The organism is Pseudomonas sp. GW456-12-10-14-LB2, assembly GCF_002884345.1.
Classification (GTDB): Bacteria; Pseudomonadota; Gammaproteobacteria; order Pseudomonadales; family Pseudomonadaceae; genus Aquipseudomonas; species Aquipseudomonas paraglycinae.
This window is the reverse complement of record NZ_POHV01000029.1, coordinates 67340-88633: the sequence shown is the minus strand read 5'-3', so window position 1 is coordinate 88633 and position 21294 is coordinate 67340. Positions and strand designations below refer to the sequence as shown.

Genomic DNA, 21294 nt, shown 5'->3' with positions numbered 1-21294 from the left:
CCCAATCACCGCCACACCCGCCCCACTCTCCCGCCGTTTCTCCGTCGCGCCGATGATGGATTGGACTGACCGTCACTGCCGGTTCTTCCTACGCCTGCTGTCGAAAAACGCCCTGCTTTACACCGAGATGGTCACCACCGGCGCTCTGCTCAACGGCGATCACGAGCGTTTCCTTCGTCACAACGAAGCCGAGCATCCGCTGGCGTTGCAGTTAGGCGGTAGTGTTCCGCTGGACCTGGCCGCTTGCGCGCGTATGGCGCAGGAGCACGGTTACGACGAGGTGAATCTGAACGTTGGCTGCCCGAGTGATCGGGTGCAGAACAATATGATCGGGGCGTGCCTGATGGGGCATCCGCAGTTGGTGGCGGATTGTGTGAAGGCGATGCGGGATGCGGTGTCGATTCCGGTGACGGTGAAGCATCGGATCGGGATCAACGGGCGGGACAGTTATGAGGAGCTGTGCGATTTCGTCGGGACGGTGCGGGATGCCGGGTGCACCAGTTTTACGGTGCATGCGCGGATTGCGATTCTGGAGGGGTTGTCGCCGAAGGAGAACCGGGACATTCCGCCGTTGCGTTATGACGTGGCGGCGCGGTTGAAGGCGGACTTTCCGGAGCTGGAGTTCATTCTGAACGGCGGGATCAAGACGATGGAGGCCTGCCATGAGCATTTGCAGACCTTTGACGGGGTGATGCTGGGGCGCGAGGCGTATCACAATCCGTATCTGCTGGCCGAGGTGGATCAGCAGTTGTTCGGCAGCAGCGCGCCGGTGATCAGCCGGGCCGAGGCGCTGGCGCAGTTGCGGCCTTATATAGCCGAGCATTTGCTGGCCGGCGGCGCGATGCATCACATCACCCGGCATGTGCTGGGCCTGGGCACCGGTTTCCCGGGGGCGCGCAAGTTTCGTCAGTTGTTGTCGGTGGATATCCACAAGGCCAAGGATCCGCTGGCGTTGCTGGATCAGGCGGCGGAGTTGCTGGCGGGTCGTTGATCGATGCGTTGAATGTGCGGGCAACGAATGACTGTTGCCCGCTGATGTAATTCTTTTGATGTACTGACAGGATGTCTTTTGTTTATGCCCGCGTTGAATTTCTCTGGTTTCAAGCGTTGCACCCTCCTTGCCTTGTTTTGCGCCACGTCTAATGCCCAGGCCCACTGCGACGGGCTGTGTCTGGGTAACACCGATACGCCATGGGAGGTGACCAAGTTGTCTGGTTTCTCGCTTGCTTCCTTGCTGCTCACGCCTTTTACAGCCTCGCAAGAAACCACCGACAGCCATAAACGCGTTTACTCCGCCGAGGAGCTGGAAGACGCGCGGCTTTATCTAGCCAGCGACGGAATGCTGAAGGCTGCGTATTTCACTTCAGCCTTGCAGCGGTTTCGTCATGAATCGCCCGATACCGAGTTAAGCGACCTCGCCGTCGCTGCACTGATCAGCAGTCAGTGATCAGGCGGCTGCGGCAGCCGTCCAGTTCACCCAGCCAAATTGCCAGGTGGCAAGGATCAGCAAGCCGAAGGCGATGCGGTACCAGGCGAAGGTGGCGTAGCTGTGGTTTGCAATGAACTTCAGAAGGCCGCGCACGGCGATCATCGCGAAGATGAATGCTACGACAAAGCCCAAGGCGAAGACCGGCAGGTCGCTGCTCTGGAACAGTTCGCGGTACTTGTAGCCGGAATACACTGCGGCACCGACCATGGTCGGCATTGCCAGAAAGAACGAGAACTCCGTGGCGGCCTTGCGTGACAGGCCGAACAGCAAACCGCCGATGATGGTGGAACCGGAGCGCGACGTGCCTGGAATCATCGCCAGGCACTGTACGCAACCGATCTTCAGCGCGTCGGCCCACTTCATGTCGTCCACATGGTCGACGCTCACTACATGATCGCGCTGCTCGGCCCACAACATCACGATGCCGCCCACGACCAATGCAACCGCTACGGTGATCGGGTTGAACAGGTATTCATGAATCGTGTCGGCGAATAACACGCCGAGAATGACCGCCGGGAAAAAGGCGATCAGCAAATTGCGGGTAAAACGCTGGGCATTGCTTTGGGTCGGCAGGCCTTTGACGATCTCGAAGATCTTCGGGCGAAACTCCCAGACCACGGCCAGAATGGCGCCCAGTTGAATGATGATGTTGAACGCCATGGCGCGTTCGCCGCCGAACTCCAGCAAGTCGGCAACAATAATCTGGTGGCCCGTACTGGAAATGGGCAGGAACTCGGTCAGGCCTTCTACCGCCCCAAGAATCAGCACCTTGAACAAGGTCAGTAAATCCATTAATCCTCCGTCAGAACGCTCTTTGCGGGCGCCCTGTTAAATGCATTCAGGCATTGAGTATCTGAAGTAAAACAATTGGCAGATGTACACCCATTGCCCGACTCGGGGACGGAGAATATGTCTTATCAAAAGCCACACTCAAGGCATGTTAATAAACGTCCGTGTGTGAACTTGTCGACGTTATAGCCAAAACACAGGCCTGCCCATAAAATGTGACCCACCTCACATTGCTCTGATACGTATGCAGTTGAGTGATGGCCAAGGGACATAAAAACAGCTCGCGATAATCACAAAATAGTGGCACCATTCCATATTGCCACCATCTAACGACCTCAATTCCGTTAGTTCACAGCCCCGAAAAAATCAACTAAAAGCTTGAATCGCTTAATTATTGTTAGAAAACTCGGGAGCCACGTCTAAAATTCGTCCAAATGTTACCAATTGTCAGTCACAGATGAGAACCGGTGCTTTAACATCCCGATGTCAGCACCTTTTCGAGTCAATGCATGATGCTCACAGGTAACTTAGCGACTAGAAGCCCGCGCCGCACAAGCGACGAACCAGGTGTTCTCACCCTGGGTCGTACCCGTGGCGTGGCTGAACACTTTAGCGCGCTAATCGCAAAGCATGTGCAGAGCGGTGTGGCTGTTGAAGCCGACGCCTACATTAGTTCATATCAGCACAACGAATATCACGGGCTGTATCGGGCGATCTTCATTATCATCGACAGCCCTCAGGCACTCGAAGATAACCTTGCCCTGGTGGAAAACCTGCGCAACGACAACTTGAAGCCGATTATTTGTGCAGTGATCACAGGTCGTGGCGCCCACAACAAGATCAAGTATTTTCTGGCCGGTGCCGACTTCTGTATCAAACTCAATACCTTGTCCGATGAAAGCGGCGAGCTGCTGGGCGAGTTCTTCAACAGTGAAGAATGGCAGCGCGATATCAATCTGGTGCTGGACCCCACCCGCATCTGCCTCTCGGACACCAGCAAGAAACTGGATATCTCCTTTGCCGAAATGAAGATCCTGCAAGCCTTTGCGCAGACCGGCAATCACATTCTCAGCCACGATGAAATCGCCAGCATCATGGGGCTGAATACCCAATTCTACGACCCTCGGGCGCTGGAAAAATCCATCAGCCGCTTGCGTGGGAAAATCAAGGACGTGTACGGTACGAACGCCATACAGAGCATTCGCGGGTATGGCTATCGTCTGATGAGGGGTTTGATCTCAACCCCTTGATTCAGGGAAACACTCTTTTGCAGCATACGAGGGAACGTCTGATGCAACGCTTCAAACATCCGCTTTCTCATAGTTTTAACCGCGTCACATATCTAATAAAAAGCTGTCAATTGCATGAGCGCTGCAACACTTAAACATAACAATAAACCATTACTCTAACGCAGACCGAGTGGAACTTATCGAGGCCATCTTTGGGCCCAGACCCTGCCTGATCGATTAATTCCGAGGAAAACATTGCTCGCCTGCCATTATTTTTTCGCCAAATTTGGTGTGTACTTTAGGAGAGAGACATGGAAACCAGCACGACCCTCCCAAGAAAATACTTTGTTGTCGTGACTAACAGCTCAGCGTCGCAGCGCGAACTCGAGAGCATTCTCTCCAGTGAGCGTTTCAATTCGTTTGGCACGTCTCAGGCACAAATGTTTATTGAAGGTGTTGCTTCGCCCTCTTCCACTCCGATGCTGATGGAGTTCACTTACCCACGCGGCACAAGGAAGCATGTCGCACGCAGCATCGAACATGATACCCAGCGCATATTGGCCACCCTCGAATCGGAATGGCTGGCAGCACAATCGGCGCATTCATTCCACAATTCCACGGCCATGTCCGAAAACCCCACTGACACTTCCCGAACGATCGAATCCGACGCGCCCTGCACCGAAGCCTGGCATCTGGACAATGATCAGGGTGCATTGACCAAAGAAGGCGTCGAGATCAGTCTCACCGGGCTCGAAACCGCACTGGTCCGCAAGATGCTGCACCATGAAGATCGTGTTGTCAGTCGCGACGATCTGATCCTCAGCATCGGTCGCGAGCCGGAACAATATCGGGGGCTGGAAATGTGCCTGAGCCGTCTTCAAGACAAATTCAAGAACGCCAGCAACGGTGAACGATTGTTTCGTGCCGTGCGCAATCGCGGTTATTGCCTGATCCAGGAAGTTGTTGCCTAAACAACATCCCCCCCCTACAAGACAAACAGATACAAGTGCGATTACAAAAATAAAAAAGCACTCTGTTTGGTTTCACCCCTCCCTGGTTATACCCGCCTCCTGACCCCACCTACGATAGCAAACACAATATTGATTATTCACCCCCTGCCTTTCGACCTTTTCTAACGTTTGAATATTGGAAATTCAAATAAGTTGGCACTGTGCCATCTTGTTAGAACTCGTCAGACAGCATCCCCGACAATAACTTAGTCTATTGACTGACGACAGTTCCGCATTCCGGCGTTGTTACCTCAGGACACTGGCTCAAACAACAATAACAAGTCTGCTTAACAACTCGGTTTTCTACTGTCGAAACCTGAATGGACGTCTTTTGGGGATATCGTATGGATCTTTCTCTTCGTATCAATCGAAACACCGGCCTCAAGGGACTGACCTTTTGGGGCCAATGGGCGCTGGCACAGAGTTTCATTGTTTCCCTGTTGTTCATACTGGCCGAACAGCACACGGGCACCGTCGAGTTCTACTATCGGATGTGCACGATCCTGGCGGTACTGGCCTCGGTGCCGGCTTATACCTTCAGCGGCGCGTATCGAAAGCGAGACAATTACCTGACCGGGCTGGGTCGACTGTTCATGGGCTGGTTCATGACCATGGCCGGGCTGGCGTTCATCGCCTTCATCTGCAAGGCCGATGCGCTGTTCTCTCGCCAGGTCATCCTTGAGTGGGCGGTATACGGTTTCCTCGGTCAGGCGCTGCTGTACGCACCGCTGCATGCGTTCTCGAAGTTCTACCAGCGGTCGCGCAAAAGCGAACACAAGACCCTGATCGTCGGCACCGGCGAACTGGCGTTGGGCCTGGCGAAGAAGCTGAGCCAGCACGAAAACCTGCCGCTGGTTGGTCTGGTCAGCAACGGCGATACCCCGTCGCTGGAAGCGGACGCCCCGCGCGTTGTCGGCGCTCAGGACGAACTGCTCGAACTGATCCAGACCCACGACATCCGCCGCTTGTACATCACCCTGCCGCTGTCGGAAGCCGCCAAGATCGAGGCGATGTATGTGGACTTGCTGGATGCCAACGTTGACGTGGTCTGGGTGCCGGATCTGAACAGCCTGACGCTGCTCAATCACTCGGTGAAAGTCGTGGACGGCCTGCCGGCGATCTACCTCAACGAAAGCCCGCTGACCAGCCGCCCGACCGCTGCGCTGAGCAAGAGTCTGGTGGAGAAAGCCGTCGCCCTGCTGGCCATCATCCTGTTAAGCCCGGTGCTGCTGGCCGTGGCCCTGGCGGTGAAGCTCAACTCGCCGGGCCCGGTGTTCTTCAAGCAAGATCGCCACGGCTGGAACGGCAAGGTGATCAAGGTCTGGAAATTCCGCTCGATGCGCGTTCACGATGACCGTGACGTCAAGCAGGCCAGCCGCAACGATTCGCGCATTACCGCGGTCGGTCGCTTTATCCGTCGCACTTCGCTGGATGAGCTGCCGCAACTGTTCAACGTGCTGCAAGGCCACATGGCACTGGTCGGCCCACGCCCGCACGCCGTGGCGCACAACAACTACTACTCGGGCAAGATCCTCGCCTACATGGCCCGTCACCGAATCAAACCGGGCATCACCGGCCTGGCACAGATCAGCGGTTGCCGGGGTGAGACGGACACCCTCGACAAAATGGAAAAGCGTGTCGAGATCGACCTGAAGTACATCAATAACTGGTCGCTGTGGCTGGATCTGAAAATTCTGGTGAAGACGCCGTTCACCCTGCTTTCGAAGGATATTTACTGAGACGCAGCGCCTTGAGAAGGCAACATCGCAAGGGGACGAAAGTCCCCTTTTTTGTGGGCGGGATTTGGGGTTGGCGGAGGGTTCTGCGGCCTAGGAGAGTCTGATGTTTTGATGTCGGCTGAGCGGACGCCTTCGCGGGCAAGCCCGCTCCCACAAGGATTAGGGGAATGCCGAAGATTGCGGCCTCACCCGATAACCTGTGGGAGCGGGCTTGGTCCGGGCGGCGATCCGACGATGGCGCCGGATCATCCAACACCAGACTTGAACCTGCCAACCACCCGCAACACACCGACTCCCCCAGCAATCACGGCTGCATCAAGATCCCCCTTCACCACAAACCAAAACGGGAGCCCACAGGCTCCCGCTTTAACTCCCCGCTCCCCCGAACCTACTCAGTAATCTTCCCGAAGTTGCGGTAGAACATGTCCCCTTCCCGACTATCCGTCATGGAGTGCAGCTGGAAGCTGCGATTGAGCCGCGCGCCACCGTCACGGGTCAGCGGTGCCCACACCAGGTTGGCGCGGCGCATGGTCGACATGCTCATCATTTCGTCGAACGGAATCGACAGGTACAACCCCTTGTCGAAACTACCCTCGCCATACTCGGCGCTGCCGGCGGTGGTGATGGTCGCCCAGGCGCCAAAGCGCACGCCGTTGAAGAACTCGCGGGAGATATCCACCGTGCCGCCAAAGTCGCCCGCCAGGTAACGCCCGACGCTGACTGCGGCCAGCGTGTCGAACGGCAGGTCGGTGTAGCCGGTGATGTGACCGGTCCAGACCGAGTAATCACGCAGGCCGAAACCCTGGTCGAACTCACGCTGACGCACATAGTTCAGGTCCGCACCGATCGACCAGCGCTTGCCGGTCGGGCGAAACAGCACCTCGCCCCCGACCCCGGCGAACATCGATTCCAGATAACCGCCGTAGACCATGCCGTACAGATCCTTGTCCAGTTGCTCGGCGTGGCTGACCTGGAACAGCGGCATGGTGGTGTCCGACGTGGTCAGGTACTGACGCAAGTCGGTGCGCACACGCGGCAGGCCGCTGGGGGCGTCGTAGGTGAATTTGTCGAAGTTGTTGATCAGGTTCTGACTCAGCAGACCGTTCCACCAGGTGTTGCGGTTGAAGCGGTACTCGGCATCCAGATCCGCCGTGAACTGATAGAGCAAACCATCGGGGCCGCCGACGTTCTGTTTGAAGCCCAGGCCGACGCCGTAATTGAAGTGCTGCGGCGCTTCGGTGTAGAGGGTTTTCTCGTTGCGCGGCATCGCCGGGTTGATCTCGGTGGTGCGGTGCAGCGACTCCAGCGGTTCTTCGTTGTTGATCACTTCGCGGAAGGTCTGTCGGGGCACGCTGGTTTCTTCCAGCGGCAGGTCGTAGCGCTTGTTGACCACGGTGAACCAGTCGATGTCGTCGTTGACGCTGTTGTCGAGAATCCGGCTCGCGCGGCCGACGGCTTTGGGCGAATGGAAATAACGCTGCTGCTCGCCGTACACGATCAGTTCGGAATCGCGCTGGGTGATGCGCTCGACCTTGTAGCCCGCGTTCTGCTGCAAACGGCGCGACACGTCGGCCCAATTGACCTCTTCCATGGACGCGGTCGGCGCCTTCGCCGGCAGCGGCTCGGCCGGCGGATCAAAGGTCTTGGCCGGGGCCTTGCGGCTGACGAAATTGGTGTGGAACGTGATGCCGAACATCGCCGTGTTGCCGCGCTCCCAGGCCGCACTCACATCGACGGAATCGGTCACCTTGAACACCGCGCCGAGGTTGATCGGCGAGTCCTGCTTGATGATGTTGTCCTTGGGCTCGTGCTTGTAGTTGTTGCCTTCGTATTCGAGTTTCAGGCTGAGGCGGTCCCAGGGCGTCTGGTAACTCACGCCGCCGAAAAACGACGGCTTGCCGCGAAAGTACGAGCCGGCGTTGACGTCACCGGTGCCCTCCAGGTCAGGGCGGGTGTTGAAGCGGTCACTGATCGAACCCAACGGGTTGTCGACATCGCCGCGATTACCGATGTAACCCCAGGCGATGCCGGCGCTGAAATCGAAATTGTCCCAGCGCTTGTTTGCGACGAAGAATTCACTGGCAAACAGACCGGTACCGCCGATGTCTCGAAAGCCCAGCGCCACTTCCGGCGCCCAGTGGCTTTCCTGCCACAGCCGGACCTTGGCGTCGACCGCCTTGTCCTTATAGCTCTGGCTGCCGCTCAGCGCTTCGGAACCGTAGGGACGGTTGGTGATGGCGGTGTAGCGAAACGAACCTTCCAGCCAGTCGAGCGGCTGCAACGAAACGCTGTATCGGCTGTACGGTTCGGTGCGGTTGGCGTTGACGCTCAACTCACCGGCGGGCGACATGCGCGCGGTCGGGGTCTGCAACAGACCGACGCCGCCGAAGTCATTCTGGGTAATCCGTGGCTCGGCATGCACCAGGCCACACGGCAATAACAGCACAGCTGCAAAACGCAAATTCAACGAACCACCTCAGCCAACTGCGTGGCAATCAATTCGGCCAACTGCTGATTCAGTTCAGGGACAGGCGGATCCAGATCATCGTTTTTCACCGGCACCAGAATCTTGCTGCCGGCCACGGGCATCTGCCCGCTCTCGCGGTTCCAGTGGGCGATGCCGACCCGCCGCGATTCGCCGTTGGGCTGGATCAGCCACAGGTAATCGGCATCGGCGTCCGCCGTCAGCAACGTGCAGCCCTGCAGGTATTCACGGGCCTCCTGCAACGGCTGATAAGGCAGGCGGCACGGCTCGGCGACGGCGCCCAGCACTTCGACTTCGTCGACCCGTTTCGGGTAGATCAGTTGATCGCCATCGTCGAGACGGATGTTGCGGGCGAAGCCAACTTCCACCGCCACCGGATCGAGATCGGCGATCTGCCGCCCGGTCACCGGCATCTGCCGGACCTGCTCGGCCAGGCGCTGGGCCAGCGCCGCACGACTCGGCTTGTCGAACAGCATCGCCATGCGTTGCAGCACATCCAGATCGAACAGCACGCCGACCTTCAGCCGCGCCTGTTCCTCCAGCAGCGACTGACGCAACAGAACGCCCGCCAGCCAGTAGCCTTCGGCATTCGGTACGGCCTCGCCGATCACGTCGCGCAAACGCCCGCCCGCCGGCAATTCGATCGGGCCCGGGTTGGCGACATCACCGCTGACGATGACCGCTGCTTCGCTGCCCCCAGCGAGCAACATCAAACACGCCGACAGCGCTCTGAGCCGCTTCACGGGAGATGCCTGCGGTCAGGGGTCAGCTGCACGATCCTGACCCGCAACTGCGAGGTCAGTTGCTGTTCACTCTGCACAATGAAACCGTCCACCGGATCGACCCAGTAACGGTTGGTTGCGCGCAGGCCGATGGCCGGCGCGTCAATCTGCTCATCGACACGCAGCACGGAGTATTCCTTGTCGAGAATCTCGAGGGTTTCCAGGGATTTTCGGGCGAAGCGGCTGTTGACGATGATCCCGACTTCCTGACCCTTGTAGAGGTCGATCCAGCGGCGGCTGGTGTAGCCGTCGGTGATGCGATGCAGGCCCTGTTTGAACGGCGAGTCATCGGACAGACGCGTGCCGTCCAGATCGCCGTCCACGCCGAGGCCGACAGTGCGCATGGCCAGGCCGTCGCGCATCAGCAGCACCTGCTTGCCGGAGGCGACCCAGAACTGCAGGTCCTCGCGCTCGCGCACCAGCGCCAACACCCCGGAACCGGACGGTGTGGTCAGTTTGAGCTGGGGATACTTGACCCCGGCCACCTGCTCCGCCGACACATCGAGTTCATCCGGTCCGATGACGGCGGACTTGAGGTTGTTCAACGAAGCGCTCATCAGCGGATTGCAGCCACTCAACAAAACGGCCGCCATCAGGCACACGCCCACTTTCAACGTTTTCACAGTCGGCGGCCTTATTTGCTGTTGTTACTGTATTCGCTCCAGTTCTTCGCAGCGGAAGCCCCCGTCCCGACAATCGATGCCGACGGCACCAACTGGCTGATCAGGCGATTCCAGCGCGTCACGTTGGCAGGCCCGACATAGACCACGTCCTGAGGCCGCACTTCGAAGTGCGAGGCGAGCGCCATGGCGGTCGGCGATTCGGCTTCCAGCTGATAGATTTTCGCCGGCTCGACGTCGAGGTTTTCCACCCCGCGAATCACATACACGGCGTTGCCGTTGGAGGTGGTCTGGCTCAAGCCGCCAACCGAGCCGAGCACGTCGGACAGGTTCATGGTGGCGGTCTTGAAGCTCAGCGCACGGGGCTGGTTGACCTCGCCCATCACGTAGATGCGCTTGTTGTCGTTGTACGGCAGATACAGCTGATCGCCTCCCTTGAGGTAGACGTTCTGCAATTCGGAATCCTGCTGATTGAGCGCATCGAGATTGAGCGGATAGACCCGCCCGTTGCGCGTCAGCATCAGCCCGGACAAGTCGGCATTGTTGGTATCGACACCGGCCGAGCCGAGGGCCTCGACCACGCTCAGCGGGTTGGTCGATATCGCCTGGGGGCCGGCCTTGGTGACGGCGCCCGAGATCACGACTTTCTGGCTGGCGAAACGCAGCACCGCGACATCCACTTGCGGCTCGGCAATGAACGCCGAGAGACGTTGCTCGATGTCCGAACGCAGTTGCTGGATGGTTTTGCCGGCGGCCTGGACTTCCTTGATGTACGGGTAATACAAGGTGCCGTCGGAACGCACCAGACGACCGTTGGCGTCGATCTGCTGCTGCGCACCCGAAGGGGCTGTCAGCTCGGGGTGATCCCAGACCGTGATGTACAGCACATCGTTGCTGCCAATGCGGTATTCGGCCGGGGTCGCCAACAACTCCGCCGGCACCGACTCACGCTTGTACGTGGCGCGGTTCATGGCGATGAGCTTGGGGGTGATCGGAATGAGCTCGACCCGGCTGCTTTCGCTGGCGCCCTGGCGCGTGATGCTACTGGTGCTCAGGTACTGGCCGGGGGAGAACATGCAACCTTGCAAAGCGATACTTGCCAACAATAAAAGAGAAAAACGACGGGTCATAATGGCACTACGCTATTCAAGGGCGAATCCAAAAACAAAGTCACCCGACTTTCGTCGGGCGACCCTGTACTGCACCAACAGATACTTCAGTTAGTTGTGCGTGCCGGTTGTACCCGTGGTACCGGTGGTACCCGTTGTACCGCCGTTGGCACTTCCACCACTGTTGGACGCCGCGACAGCACTGGCGACCATGGCAGTACTGGCAGCAGGCGCTGTAGAAGCCGCAACACTGCCAGATACATTGGTCACTGCTGTAAGCGGCGCTTCAGCTGCGGAGGCCCAGTTGCTCAACATCGTCAACAGGGCGATCGCCATCACTTTCTTCATATCAACTCCTTTCTAACATTGCACCTGAACATCGGGTGTTGGTTAGAGGTGGTAGAGTTCAAGTCGCAAAAAGCGCGAACAAGATCCGTTGTTCTTTCACAGTCTTACGCAACTGATAAAAGTCGAACGGCAGGTTTATATCTACGGACTTGCAAAAGGCATTGCCAGTCTAATTTCCCGACGATATCTAACAACCTGACTGAAACTAACATTGCACTAAAACGCCATCATCCCTGATAACCCCGGGGATGATTCGATTGCCAGCGCCAGGTGTCGGTGACCATGTCCTGCAAGTTGCGTGTGGCTTTCCAGCCGAGTTCCTTGGCAGCCTTGGAGGCGTCGGCCCAGCTCTCGGCAATATCCCCGGAACGCCGTGGCATCACCCGGTAAGGTACCGGCTGCCCACAGGCCTGTTCGAAAGCCCGCAGCACCTGCAACACGCTGTAGCCGTCGCCGGTGCCGAGGTTCCAGGTATGAATGCCGGTACGGTCGGCGATGGTTTGCAGGGCTTTCAGGTGCCCGTCCGCCAGATCCACTACATGGATGTAATCACGCACGCCGGTACCGTCGACCGTCGGGTAATCATCGCCGAAGATCGACAACTCCTTGAGGCTGCCGACCGCCACCTGGCTGATGTAAGGCACCAGATTGTTGGGGATGCCGTTGGGGTCTTCGCCCATCTGCCCGCTGTGATGCGCGCCGATCGGGTTGAAGTAGCGCAGCAGCGCAATGCTCCAGCGCGGTTCGGACTGGCACAGGTCGCGCAGCACGTTCTCGACGATCAGCTTGGACTGGCCGTAGGGATTGGTCGGAGTGCCGGTCGGGAAATCCTCGCGGATCGGCATCTGCGCCGGCTCGCCGTAGACCGTGGCGGACGAGCTGAACACCAGCCGGAACACCCCCGCCGCTGCCATTGCCTGGCACAGCGTGATGCTGCCGCTGACGTTGGTTTCGTAGTATTCGAGCGGCTTGCGCACGCTCTCGCCCACGGCCTTGAGCCCGGCGAAATGCAGCACGGCATCGATGGCGTGCTGCTGGAAAATCCGGTCCAGCAGGGCCCGGTCACAGACATCTCCGCGAATCATCAGCGCACTTTTGCCGCAAATGGCTTCCACCGCGTGCAAGGCGGCGTCGCTGCTGTTGCAAAGATTATCCAGAACTACAACTTCATAACCTGCTTCAAGTAGTGCAAGTGTGGTGTGCGAGCCGATATAGCCGGCGCCACCCGTTACCAGAATCTTCATAGCGCGGTCCATAAGTGGGAAAAGTGCCAACTCGCGTGTCAAGCGCTGTTTGTTTAATGTGTGTCTTGATTCACACAAACAACGCGACAACAACCAGAAACAAAAACAGTTCAATCACTGGCTATAAATATTTTTACAAGCCAAACTGTATTGCCTGGTACTTATTAGCACTCCCGCGCATTCATCACTATCAACGGATGCCGACTAAAAATAACCAATAAGTGTCAAACCGACATCTCATAACATTGTCGTGTTTTACACTCATTGCTATTTGCCACTCATCTCCCGAGTCAGGTATTAAAGTACAGCTTCAATAACTTGCAACCTTTCGTTATTGCAATAAACGATGGCAGTGCGCCATGAATGACCAGGAAACTTTTATGATCCGTAAATGTTTGTTCCCCGCTGCCGGTTATGGCACGCGTTTCTTGCCGGCCACCAAAGCCATGCCCAAGGAAATGCTGCCGATCGTCAACAAGCCGTTGATCGAATACGCCGTTGAAGAAGCACGGGACGCCGGCCTGCAACACATGGCCATCGTCACCGGACGGGGCAAGCGCGCACTGGAAGACCACTTCGACATCAGCTACGAACTCGAACACCAGATTCGTGGCACCGAGAAAGAGAAGTTCCTGGCCGGCACTCGCGAGCTGATCGACACCTGCACGTTCTCCTACACCCGTCAGGTGGAAATGAAAGGCCTGGGCCACGCGATTCTCAGCGGCCGCCCGTTGATCGGCGACGAGCCCTTCGCCGTGGTGCTGGCGGACGACCTGTGCCTGAACCTCGAAGGCGACGGCGTACTGACGCAGATGATCGAGCTATACAAGAAATTCCGCTGCTCGATCGTGGCCATCCAGGAAGTGCCGCGCGACCAGACCCACAAGTACGGCGTGATCGCCGGCGAGGCGATTTCCGAGGGCATCTACCGGGTCAACCACATGGTGGAAAAACCGGCCCCGCAAGACGCACCGTCGAACCTGGCGATTATCGGCCGCTACATCCTCACGCCGGACATCTTCGACCTGATTGCCGACACCGAGCCGGGCAAGGGCGGCGAAATCCAGATCACCGACGCCCTGATGAAACAGGCGCAGAACGGTTGCGTGCTGGCCTACAAATTCAAGGGCCTGCGCTTCGACTGCGGCGACGCCGAGGGTTACCTGCAGGCGACCAACTTCTGCTACGAAAACGTTTACCTGAAGGGCCGCTGAGCGGCCCCACTGATCCATCGCAGCACGCACAGCCAACGAGGCAACCATGAACATTGCACAACATTCCGCAGAGATTGAACGTGAGGTGGACAACCTCGGGGTGATGAGCTGGTTATCCCGCCATCAGCCATTGCCCAGCGCCAACGGCCCGTGGCTGGGCACCCTGCTGCTGGTCGATCGCCTCGGCGTGTTTCCCTCGTCCGGAGACATACGCCGAGCGATGCGCGATCCCTATCCCCTGCTCGCCCACCTGAAACGAATCTACGGCGAACAGGCGCTGGAGGTCGATGACCGCGACGGCCTGAAAGTGATTTTCAGCGACTGGCGTTTTCGCGTGCGGATCTGCTGCAACGACCCGGCGATCATCGTCAACGTGGAAACCCGTTGCGTGACGCAGTTGATGCCGCAGAAAACCGCAGAGCTGCTGAGCCATCTGGATCTGTTCGACAACTGACGGCTACTTCGAAGTCTCGCCACAGTTGTCCTGTGGCGAGACTTTTTGCTGTCCGCCCACGAACCAGCGATAGAAGTAATCGGCAATCACCCGCCCACCCGTGGCCGGCAGCGGATGAATCTTGTCCGGCCCGATCATGGCCGCTGCGTAGCGTTTGACGTCCGTACCGAACGCGCATTGCAGATTGGCGTAACCCAGACGCTGCTCACGGGCCCAGGGCTCGATGACCTGCGCATAAGCCGACATCGGATAGGCGCTGGAGCGGGTGGTGTCCTGACGCAGGATCAGGTTGATGCTCGCTGCCGGTTGTATCTCGCGGAGCATGCCGACCAGCCCCTGAACGTTATGCAGATACTGCTCGGGCTTCACGCCAAAACCCTGATCGTTGCCACCGAGCATGATCAGGTAAATGTCTGCGGGTATCTTCGACACCACGGCTTTCCACTGCGCCTGCCAGCGAGCATCGTCGTGATAGAAATCAGCAGATGCCGCACCCGACGCGGCCAGTTTCGATACCCGAACCCCGTTCTGATCGTTACTCAGCCACAGGCCGAACAGGGTCGGTGCGCCCTTCACTACTTCCAGTCTGAACGCCCAATCGGTCGCTGCCGACGTGCCGGATAGCCGGACTTCCTGAACACCCTCGCCTGCGAGTTTCAACGGCTGCCAGTCGGCGGAGGGTGACCAGCGATAACGCAATTCACTGGACTCACCGTTGCCGAGGTAGAGCAGTTTCGCCTGAGTGACGGCGGTGTTGATGGCAGGCGTCGGGCTGGCGTTGACTTGCAGCCAGGCGCCGGGGCGCCCAGTCACCGTGCGGCTGTCAGGACTGGCCTGGCCGAGGCCGGAGACCTGCCAGTCGCCGCCGAAGTATTTCTCGCTAGTGCGGGTGTATTTGAAATGCGTGCCGCCCAACGCTGCGCCGTGGTTGAACCCGACATACCCCGGCCCGGAAAACCCGACCTCTCCGGCCACGCGCTGCACCAGTTTGTTCAGGTAGAAGTCCTGCCCCGCGCTGTAGCTGTCGCCGATCACCGAGATCGACAAGACCTTGCCGGCCTTGCCTTCACGCCACTGGCCAAACCGCTCGCGAGCGTCGCCGACTTGCACCACCGACGCCGCCACCGGCGGCACATCATCAACAGCCAGCATGAATCGCTTCCTTCATCGGATCTGCACCACCGGCGCGATGGTCGCCGCAGGTTTCTTCTTGGTCGCGGCACGTTCGCCGAGGAACAGCACGGAGGTGAAGTTGAACCGACTGAAAATCATCGACAACACCACCGGCCCGAGCAAGCCACACGTCACGCCGCAGAACACCAGCACGCTTTCGTCTTTCACGCCCAAGCGGCCGAGGATCGAGCGCGACGCGGCGGCGAACAGCACATGAAACAGGAAAATCGCATAGGAGTAACCGCCGAGCCAGGTCAGCGCCTTCGAACGCATGTCACTCGACAGCAACGCGATGCACGACACGCAGCCCACGGTCAGGCCGATCAGGCTGCGGCGGTCGACAATCAGCTCACGGTCCACCGACGCCACGTACAGCAGCGTCAGCGAGATCAGCACAAACACCAGCGGGCCGATCACCTTGAACGTCTGCTTCAGCTCGCTGACTTTCTCCTGGCCGATCATGCCCGCCACGAAGAACGGCAGCAGATAAATCGCCCCGTTGATACCGAATGCGTCCAGCGGAAACGGCGGCAACAGGAACACCGCCGCCGCGAACGCGAACAGCAAATACAGACGCGTCGGTGTACGCAACAAACCGCGCCATTCCAGCAGGCCGACGAACATGAAAATGATGAACACCGCCTGCAGAAACCAGAAGTGGTTGATCGGCACGTAGAACGACAACAGCGCGTCCATCACGCTGACGTCCTTGTTCACGCCCGGCCCGACCGCCTGCAACACCGAGAACGGTACACCCACGCAAAACAGCGGCACGATCAGCCGCCGCACCTTGCCGCTGAAGAACGCGGAAAAGTCATTGCCGCGAATCTTGTAGATGGAATAGATGTAGCCGGAGATGAAGGTGAACAGCGGCATGCGCACGTACACCATCGAATCGGCGATCACCCGGAACGGCGAGCCGATGTCGATTTTCAAACCACCGCCCAACGGCCCGATCACGTGATAAAGCACCAGCAACAGGCACGCCAGGCCACGCAGGGTTTCGATCTCCAGGGACTTTTTCTTGCTCGACATAAAGCACCCGCCTCAATTCAGAATTCTTGATTCAACCTTCACCGGTTTGTTCGCCCGCAACATCAACCCCAGGCCCACGAACAGCACCGGTACCACCATCGAAAAGTGCCGGGCGAACGAGCCGAAGTCCGGTTCGAACAAGCCTTGAACCAGCAGGAACGCCAGCGGAATCGCGATCAGTTCCTTGGGTTTGGTCTGGATCGGCGCGCCCTTGTAATCGGTCGAGGTGATGACTTTGAACAGCAGCAGCGCGGTCATGATCATCAACGCGACGAAGATCACCTGACCCGGCCCCGACAGCAGGATCAGCTCAACGGGGAACGACAAGCGGAAGAAAATGATCATCGAGTCCAGGGCCTGCGAGACGAAGTCGCTGCCGCTGAGCCACGACACGATCAGCGATTTGGACCCCTCCTCGCCCGCAGTGCGCAGTTCGTTGTTGCTGGCGCGAATCGACGACACCGGAAAGCCCAGCGCCAATTGGATCGCCATTGCAACCGCGAGATAGAACAGGAACAGCATCAGGAAGAAGGTGGTGCGCGAGACGTATTTCTTCATGACGCAGACGCCGACCCAGGACAGCGAAAACAAAATCCAGTAGGGCCGGATCAGCACGCCGTAGATCACCGCCGAGAGGAAAAATCCGCCGCGATATTTGCGTGTCAGCGAGCTGAACAGAATGCTCAACACCGCCACCGACACGATGATTTCCTTGGTCAGGTTTTCCAGGAAAAACGAACGCACGATGCCCCACAGGCACAGGGTTCCGAAGATGGTCAGCGGCATGCGCCGGAACACCACCACGGGAATCGCCGTGAGGAAAAAGTTGCAGAACATCCCGTAGGCCCAGGCGTTGGTCAGGTTGATCCCGGTGGGCCGCAGCAGGAACGCCGAACACTCGTAGGACGAGCGATCCGGCGAGAACGGGTTCCAGAAATTACAGTTGTCGGCCCGGGCATAGGACGACCACAGGGTCATCGCGTCCGGGCCCGGATCGCGCGGCACCAAGAGCGGCATCGCCACGGACAGAAACAGCCCGGTGAACAGGATCAGGAACGACAGCGACGAATCGAGACGGCGGCCGCGAAACTCGATGCACGGCAGTTTCAGGCCCATGACACGACAGCCTTTTTCGCGCGCGTGGCACGAGTCAGCAGCGCAATCACGGCGAGCTGCACGATGATCGCGAAGACGTTGCCCCAGGCCGCGCCGTAAATCGAGTAGTGCTTGATCAGCAGGTAACTGACCGGCACTGAAACCAGCAGACAAATGGCCGCGCTGGCCAGGGACACCCGACTGTTTTTCGAGGCGATCAACCCGCCCCAGACGATGTCGCCAATGGCGCGCAGGGCGAAGGAGAAAATCAGCACGCCGAGGATGCCGTTGTCCGGACGCGGAACGCTGGTGGCGACGTAATCGAGCACCACGTTGAAGAACAGATAAATCCCCACCGCGACTACCGCCGACACCGCCAGCGAACGTGCGACCCACTTGTTCACGAACAACTGCCGGACCGTGAACGGTTGCTGATCGGCCTGATAACGCTTGGCGAGCAGCGGAATGCCGACCACCGCCACCACCGCGTAGGACAGCGCTTGCAAGGTGTTGGCCGCCGACCACGCGTACACGTATTTACCGAGACTGGCGTAGGGCTCGAGATCAATGATCAGAAAGCGTTCGGCATACTGACTCAGGGCGATCAGGCCAGTGCCGAGGTAAAACGGCAACCCGGCTTTCCACACTGCGGCGGTGGCCAGCGTTCCCTCTTCCCGCCCACGATGAACATTCACCACGATCAGGTAACCGGCGACGATCACCAGCACGTTGGCGATGACCCACAGCCACAACACGCTGGCGATTGCGGACACCCAGCCGAGCGCCATCCCGCCCACGGCCAGCAACGCCCAAAGTCCGGTCTTGATGAAAAACAGCAGCGCACCCGCCGTGGCTTTCTGTGCGGAAAACACGAACGAGTTGATCTCGAACGACAGGTGTTCGGTGAGCAGCACCAGCGTCACGCAAGCGATCAGCGCGGTGGTTGCCTCCACCGACTGGAACAGTGAATAAATCACCACCGTCAGCACCGACAACGCCAGGCCCACGGCCAGGTACAGCAGCAGCACCTTGTCCACGACCCGTCGCGAACTGCCGCCCACGCTGATCAGCCGATTGATTTCGGAACTGAAACCGACGCTGTAGAACTTCGACGCGATCAACGACGCCGCGACCACCACGCCGTAAAAACCCAGCGCCTCGTAACCGAGGTAATGGGTAATGGCGAGCACCAGCAAGAACTTCGCGCCCAGTGCCCCGCCCCGCAGCAACAGCCGGAATATCATCGAATGACGCCCTTGATGATGTCGTCCATGGCCACGGTTTTCGCCTCGATCTCACGGCAGGTGTCGGTCAGGCGTTTGCCGAAATTCGACAGCGCGTCAGGCGCGTAAACCGTGTCGATGATGGTGTCGACATTGATGTCGCCGCCGTTGATGACCCAGTCTTCGACGCCCATGTCCTGATAGGCGCCGAAGCCTTTGCGCTCGTAGCTGATGTGATACGCCGGGACACCCGAGAGCAGCGATTCGATCGCGCCGTGCAGGCGTACGGAAATCACCAGGTCCGGTTGGTATTTGGCCAGCGTTGCCTTCAGCGGCAACAGGTCTTCGGTGATGCCCAGCTCGCGATAGAACGCGCCGTCATCATTACCGCGCACGGCGCTCTGTACGGCGCAGACCACTTTGCTTTTGTTCTTCAAACGCTGCAGCAGCACTTTCAGGTTGGCCACATAGGCGAGTTTCTTTTCCTTGCTCCACGCGGGCGGTTTGCGCAGCACTACGCACACCGTGGCCGGCGTCGAGGCGCAGCGGGTGAACTTGGGTTGCTGAAGGATCTTGCCGGCCAGCGCCTGCACCGCGAGGTCCGGTGCGCGGTAGACATTTTCACAGGCATCGAACAGCGCCGAGGAACGGTTATCGCGCACGAACACCGCGTCGGCGCTGGCGTAATGGCCGACGATCTTGTCGCTGTCGCCGTGGAACGGCCCGATGCTTTGCGGCAGGTACACCGACGGCACTTTGCTGAGGATCGCGGTTTCCAGCTGCTTGGCGTGGCCGAGTTTCAGCTTGATGTGCTCGAAGGCACTTTTCGAGCGCATGTAGCCGCCGCCGACACCGACGATCAGATCGGTTTTCTTCAACAGATCCGCCAACCCGGCGTAGGACTGATTGAGAAACACCGCCTGTTTGACTCGGCCCAAACCCTTGGCCGCCATCACCGGCGCGTCGAAACGCGGGTGCGGCAGGTACTTGAAAGAGTCCGGATCGGACGCCACGACGCTGATCGCGGTGTCTTCGCCAAAGTTGCGCTGCACCAGCGCAATGGCCAGATCGACCAGCAGACCATCGCCGGAATTGGAGGCACTGTAGCCATGCAAAATCGTTACGTTCATGAGCGGAGTTCTACTTAATAAGAGGGAGCGGAATACACGTCGTAGGTCTGGCGGATCATCAACGCGGCGCTGAAACGCTCGCGGACGATGCGCCGACCTTCGATGCCGAGAGCCGACAACGCAGGCTTCTGGATTTTCTTCAGGCGCTCGGCCAGCGCCTGGTGATCACCGGCGGGGAACACGTAACCGGACACACCATGGGTGACCAATTCGGGCAACGACGTGCAGTCGCTGGCAATCACCGGCAGGCCCAGAGCCATGCCTTCCAGCGGCACCATGGCAAAGCCTTCCCAGCGGCTCGGCACGATCAGCGCATCGGCTTTCTGATACAGCGCGTGCACTTCGGTTGGCGTCACCCAGGGCAGGTATTCCACCCCGTCCAGCGGCGGACATTCGACGACGTCCTCGTTCACCGCACTGCCCACCACCGTCAGTTTCAGGTCGCTGCGTTTTGCTTCGCTGTAGGCCTTGAGCAATACGTCGAAGCCTTTCTGGTAGTCGAGGCGACCGACGAACAGCAGATGAATCGGTGCCGGATCGTTGGCCTTGCGTTCTTCATGCTTGTGATCGATGCCGTTGTAGATCAGCGTCATGCGCTTGCGCTCGATGCCAAACTTCGCGGCCTTGTCCAGTTCGAACTGGCTGACGCAAATGATCTTGTCCGTGACCTTCTGCAGCACCCGCTCGATCCACGCATAGACTTTCTGCTTGATCGGCGAGCTTTCCATCAGGAACGAAAACGCATGGGGGCAGTAGACGATTTTCGGCTTGCGCCACGGCCGCAGGAGCACGCACACGCAACGGCCGATCACCCCGGAAAAGGTGCTGTGCAGATGCACCACATCGGGTTTTTCCTTGAGCAGGACCCGCGCCAGTTGCCAGGCAAAACGCAGCAGCGACGGCACATTCCGCCCGCTTCGGGCGAAGGTGCGGATCTGCTGTGCATCGATGCCGTGCAGTTCTTTCTTCTGGTCGAGCGGGACCAGATACACCAGCTCATAGCGCCCGTCTTCCGGAGCCGCCGAAATCGTGCGGATGACCGTCGCCACCCCACCTTTGATCGTTTCCGCCACGTGCAGTATTTTTTTCACAACCCACCCACTTTCATGCCTGTAAGGACCGTCGC

20 protein-coding genes are annotated in these 21294 nt (G+C 58.8%); 7 read left to right on the top strand and 13 right to left on the bottom strand.

Features of this window, described 5'->3' with window-relative positions:
• Positions 1-4: 4 nt before the first annotated feature.
• Positions 5-991, top strand: a complete 987-nt coding sequence (gene dusA, locus C1X29_RS20000; protein WP_102718187.1) for a tRNA dihydrouridine(20/20a) synthase DusA — start codon at positions 5-7, stop codon at positions 989-991.
• An 84-nt stretch (positions 992-1075) separates the two neighbouring features.
• Complete coding sequence (locus tag C1X29_RS19995) at positions 1076-1447, top strand: DUF2388 domain-containing protein (RefSeq protein WP_039772759.1); 372 nt, start codon at positions 1076-1078, stop codon at positions 1445-1447.
• Here C1X29_RS19995 and C1X29_RS19990 read toward each other — a convergent pair whose 3' ends face one another.
• A complete protein-coding gene (locus tag C1X29_RS19990; RefSeq protein WP_007951638.1) occupies positions 1448-2281 on the bottom strand; it encodes an undecaprenyl-diphosphate phosphatase in 834 nt (277 codons plus the stop codon). It abuts the gene before it with no gap.
• 506 nt (positions 2282-2787) lie between these two features.
• Here C1X29_RS19990 and C1X29_RS19985 point away from each other — a divergent pair.
• From C1X29_RS19985 to C1X29_RS19975, 3 genes are all read left to right on the top strand, one after another.
• Complete coding sequence (locus C1X29_RS19985) at positions 2788-3528, top strand: winged helix-turn-helix domain-containing protein (RefSeq protein WP_102718186.1); 741 nt, start codon at positions 2788-2790, stop codon at positions 3526-3528.
• 290 nt (positions 3529-3818) lie between these two features.
• Positions 3819-4478: a helix-turn-helix domain-containing protein gene (locus tag C1X29_RS19980; protein ID WP_102718185.1), complete on the top strand. Its 660-nt coding sequence runs from the start codon at positions 3819-3821 to the stop codon at positions 4476-4478.
• A gap of 383 nt (positions 4479-4861) precedes the next feature.
• Positions 4862-6256: an undecaprenyl-phosphate glucose phosphotransferase gene (locus C1X29_RS19975; protein WP_074689221.1), complete on the top strand. Its 1395-nt coding sequence runs from the start codon at positions 4862-4864 to the stop codon at positions 6254-6256.
• A 388-nt stretch (positions 6257-6644) separates the two neighbouring features.
• Here C1X29_RS19975 and C1X29_RS19970 read toward each other — a convergent pair whose 3' ends face one another.
• From C1X29_RS19970 to galE, 6 genes are all read right to left on the bottom strand, one after another.
• Positions 6645-8723 carry a YjbH domain-containing protein gene (locus C1X29_RS19970; RefSeq protein ID WP_102718184.1) on the bottom strand — a complete coding sequence of 693 codons (2079 nt, stop codon included), beginning with the start codon at positions 8721-8723 and terminating at the stop codon, positions 6645-6647.
• On the bottom strand, positions 8720-9451 hold the full coding sequence (locus C1X29_RS19965) for a capsule biosynthesis GfcC family protein (protein WP_102718183.1): 732 nt from the start codon (positions 9449-9451) through the stop codon (positions 8720-8722). The genes C1X29_RS19970 and C1X29_RS19965 overlap by 4 nt, the downstream gene beginning before the upstream one ends.
• Positions 9452-9480: 29 nt before the next feature.
• Positions 9481-10146, bottom strand: coding sequence for a YjbF family lipoprotein (locus tag C1X29_RS19960; RefSeq protein WP_102718182.1), 666 nt, complete (start codon positions 10144-10146; stop codon positions 9481-9483).
• Positions 10147-10157: 11 nt separating this feature from the next.
• Positions 10158-11273, bottom strand: a complete 1116-nt coding sequence (locus C1X29_RS19955) for a polysaccharide biosynthesis/export family protein (protein WP_173940200.1) — start codon at positions 11271-11273, stop codon at positions 10158-10160.
• 90 nt (positions 11274-11363) lie between these two features.
• Positions 11364-11600, bottom strand: a complete 237-nt coding sequence (locus tag C1X29_RS19950) for a hypothetical protein (protein WP_003226528.1) — start codon at positions 11598-11600, stop codon at positions 11364-11366.
• Positions 11601-11827: 227 nt separating this feature from the next.
• Positions 11828-12844, bottom strand: a complete 1017-nt coding sequence (gene galE / locus C1X29_RS19945) for a UDP-glucose 4-epimerase GalE (RefSeq protein WP_039772766.1) — start codon at positions 12842-12844, stop codon at positions 11828-11830.
• A 380-nt stretch (positions 12845-13224) separates the two neighbouring features.
• On the opposite strand from galE, the gene galU reads away from it, so the two are divergent.
• The gene (gene galU / locus C1X29_RS19940; RefSeq protein WP_011335161.1) at positions 13225-14058 is read left to right on the top strand and encodes a UTP--glucose-1-phosphate uridylyltransferase GalU; all 834 of its coding nucleotides are present in this window, start codon (positions 13225-13227) and stop codon (positions 14056-14058) included.
• A 46-nt stretch (positions 14059-14104) separates the two neighbouring features.
• Positions 14105-14512: a hypothetical protein gene (locus C1X29_RS19935; RefSeq protein WP_007951628.1), complete on the top strand. Its 408-nt coding sequence runs from the start codon at positions 14105-14107 to the stop codon at positions 14510-14512.
• 3 nt (positions 14513-14515) lie between these two features.
• Here the strand turns inward: C1X29_RS19935 and C1X29_RS19930 are convergent, their stop codons facing one another.
• The 6 genes from C1X29_RS19930 to C1X29_RS19905 are packed head-to-tail and all read right to left on the bottom strand — an operon-like array spanning position 14516 to position 21259.
• The gene (locus tag C1X29_RS19930; RefSeq protein ID WP_102718180.1) at positions 14516-15664 is read right to left on the bottom strand and encodes a GDSL-type esterase/lipase family protein; all 1149 of its coding nucleotides are present in this window, start codon (positions 15662-15664) and stop codon (positions 14516-14518) included.
• 12 nt (positions 15665-15676) lie between these two features.
• Entirely contained in the window at positions 15677-16720 is a 1044-nt protein-coding gene (locus C1X29_RS19925; protein ID WP_102718179.1) for an acyltransferase family protein, read from the bottom strand.
• A gap of 12 nt (positions 16721-16732) precedes the next feature.
• Positions 16733-17836, bottom strand: a complete 1104-nt coding sequence (locus tag C1X29_RS19920) for a hypothetical protein (RefSeq protein ID WP_011335164.1) — start codon at positions 17834-17836, stop codon at positions 16733-16735.
• Positions 17827-19059: a polysaccharide biosynthesis C-terminal domain-containing protein gene (locus C1X29_RS19915; RefSeq protein ID WP_102718178.1), complete on the bottom strand. Its 1233-nt coding sequence runs from the start codon at positions 19057-19059 to the stop codon at positions 17827-17829. The genes C1X29_RS19920 and C1X29_RS19915 overlap by 10 nt, the downstream gene beginning before the upstream one ends.
• Complete coding sequence (locus C1X29_RS19910; protein WP_039772772.1) at positions 19056-20168, bottom strand: polysaccharide pyruvyl transferase family protein; 1113 nt, start codon at positions 20166-20168, stop codon at positions 19056-19058. The genes C1X29_RS19915 and C1X29_RS19910 overlap by 4 nt, the downstream gene beginning before the upstream one ends.
• 14 nt (positions 20169-20182) lie before the next feature.
• A complete protein-coding gene (locus tag C1X29_RS19905) occupies positions 20183-21259 on the bottom strand; it encodes a glycosyltransferase (protein ID WP_102718177.1) in 1077 nt (358 codons plus the stop codon).
• Positions 21260-21294: the final 35 nt, after the last annotated feature.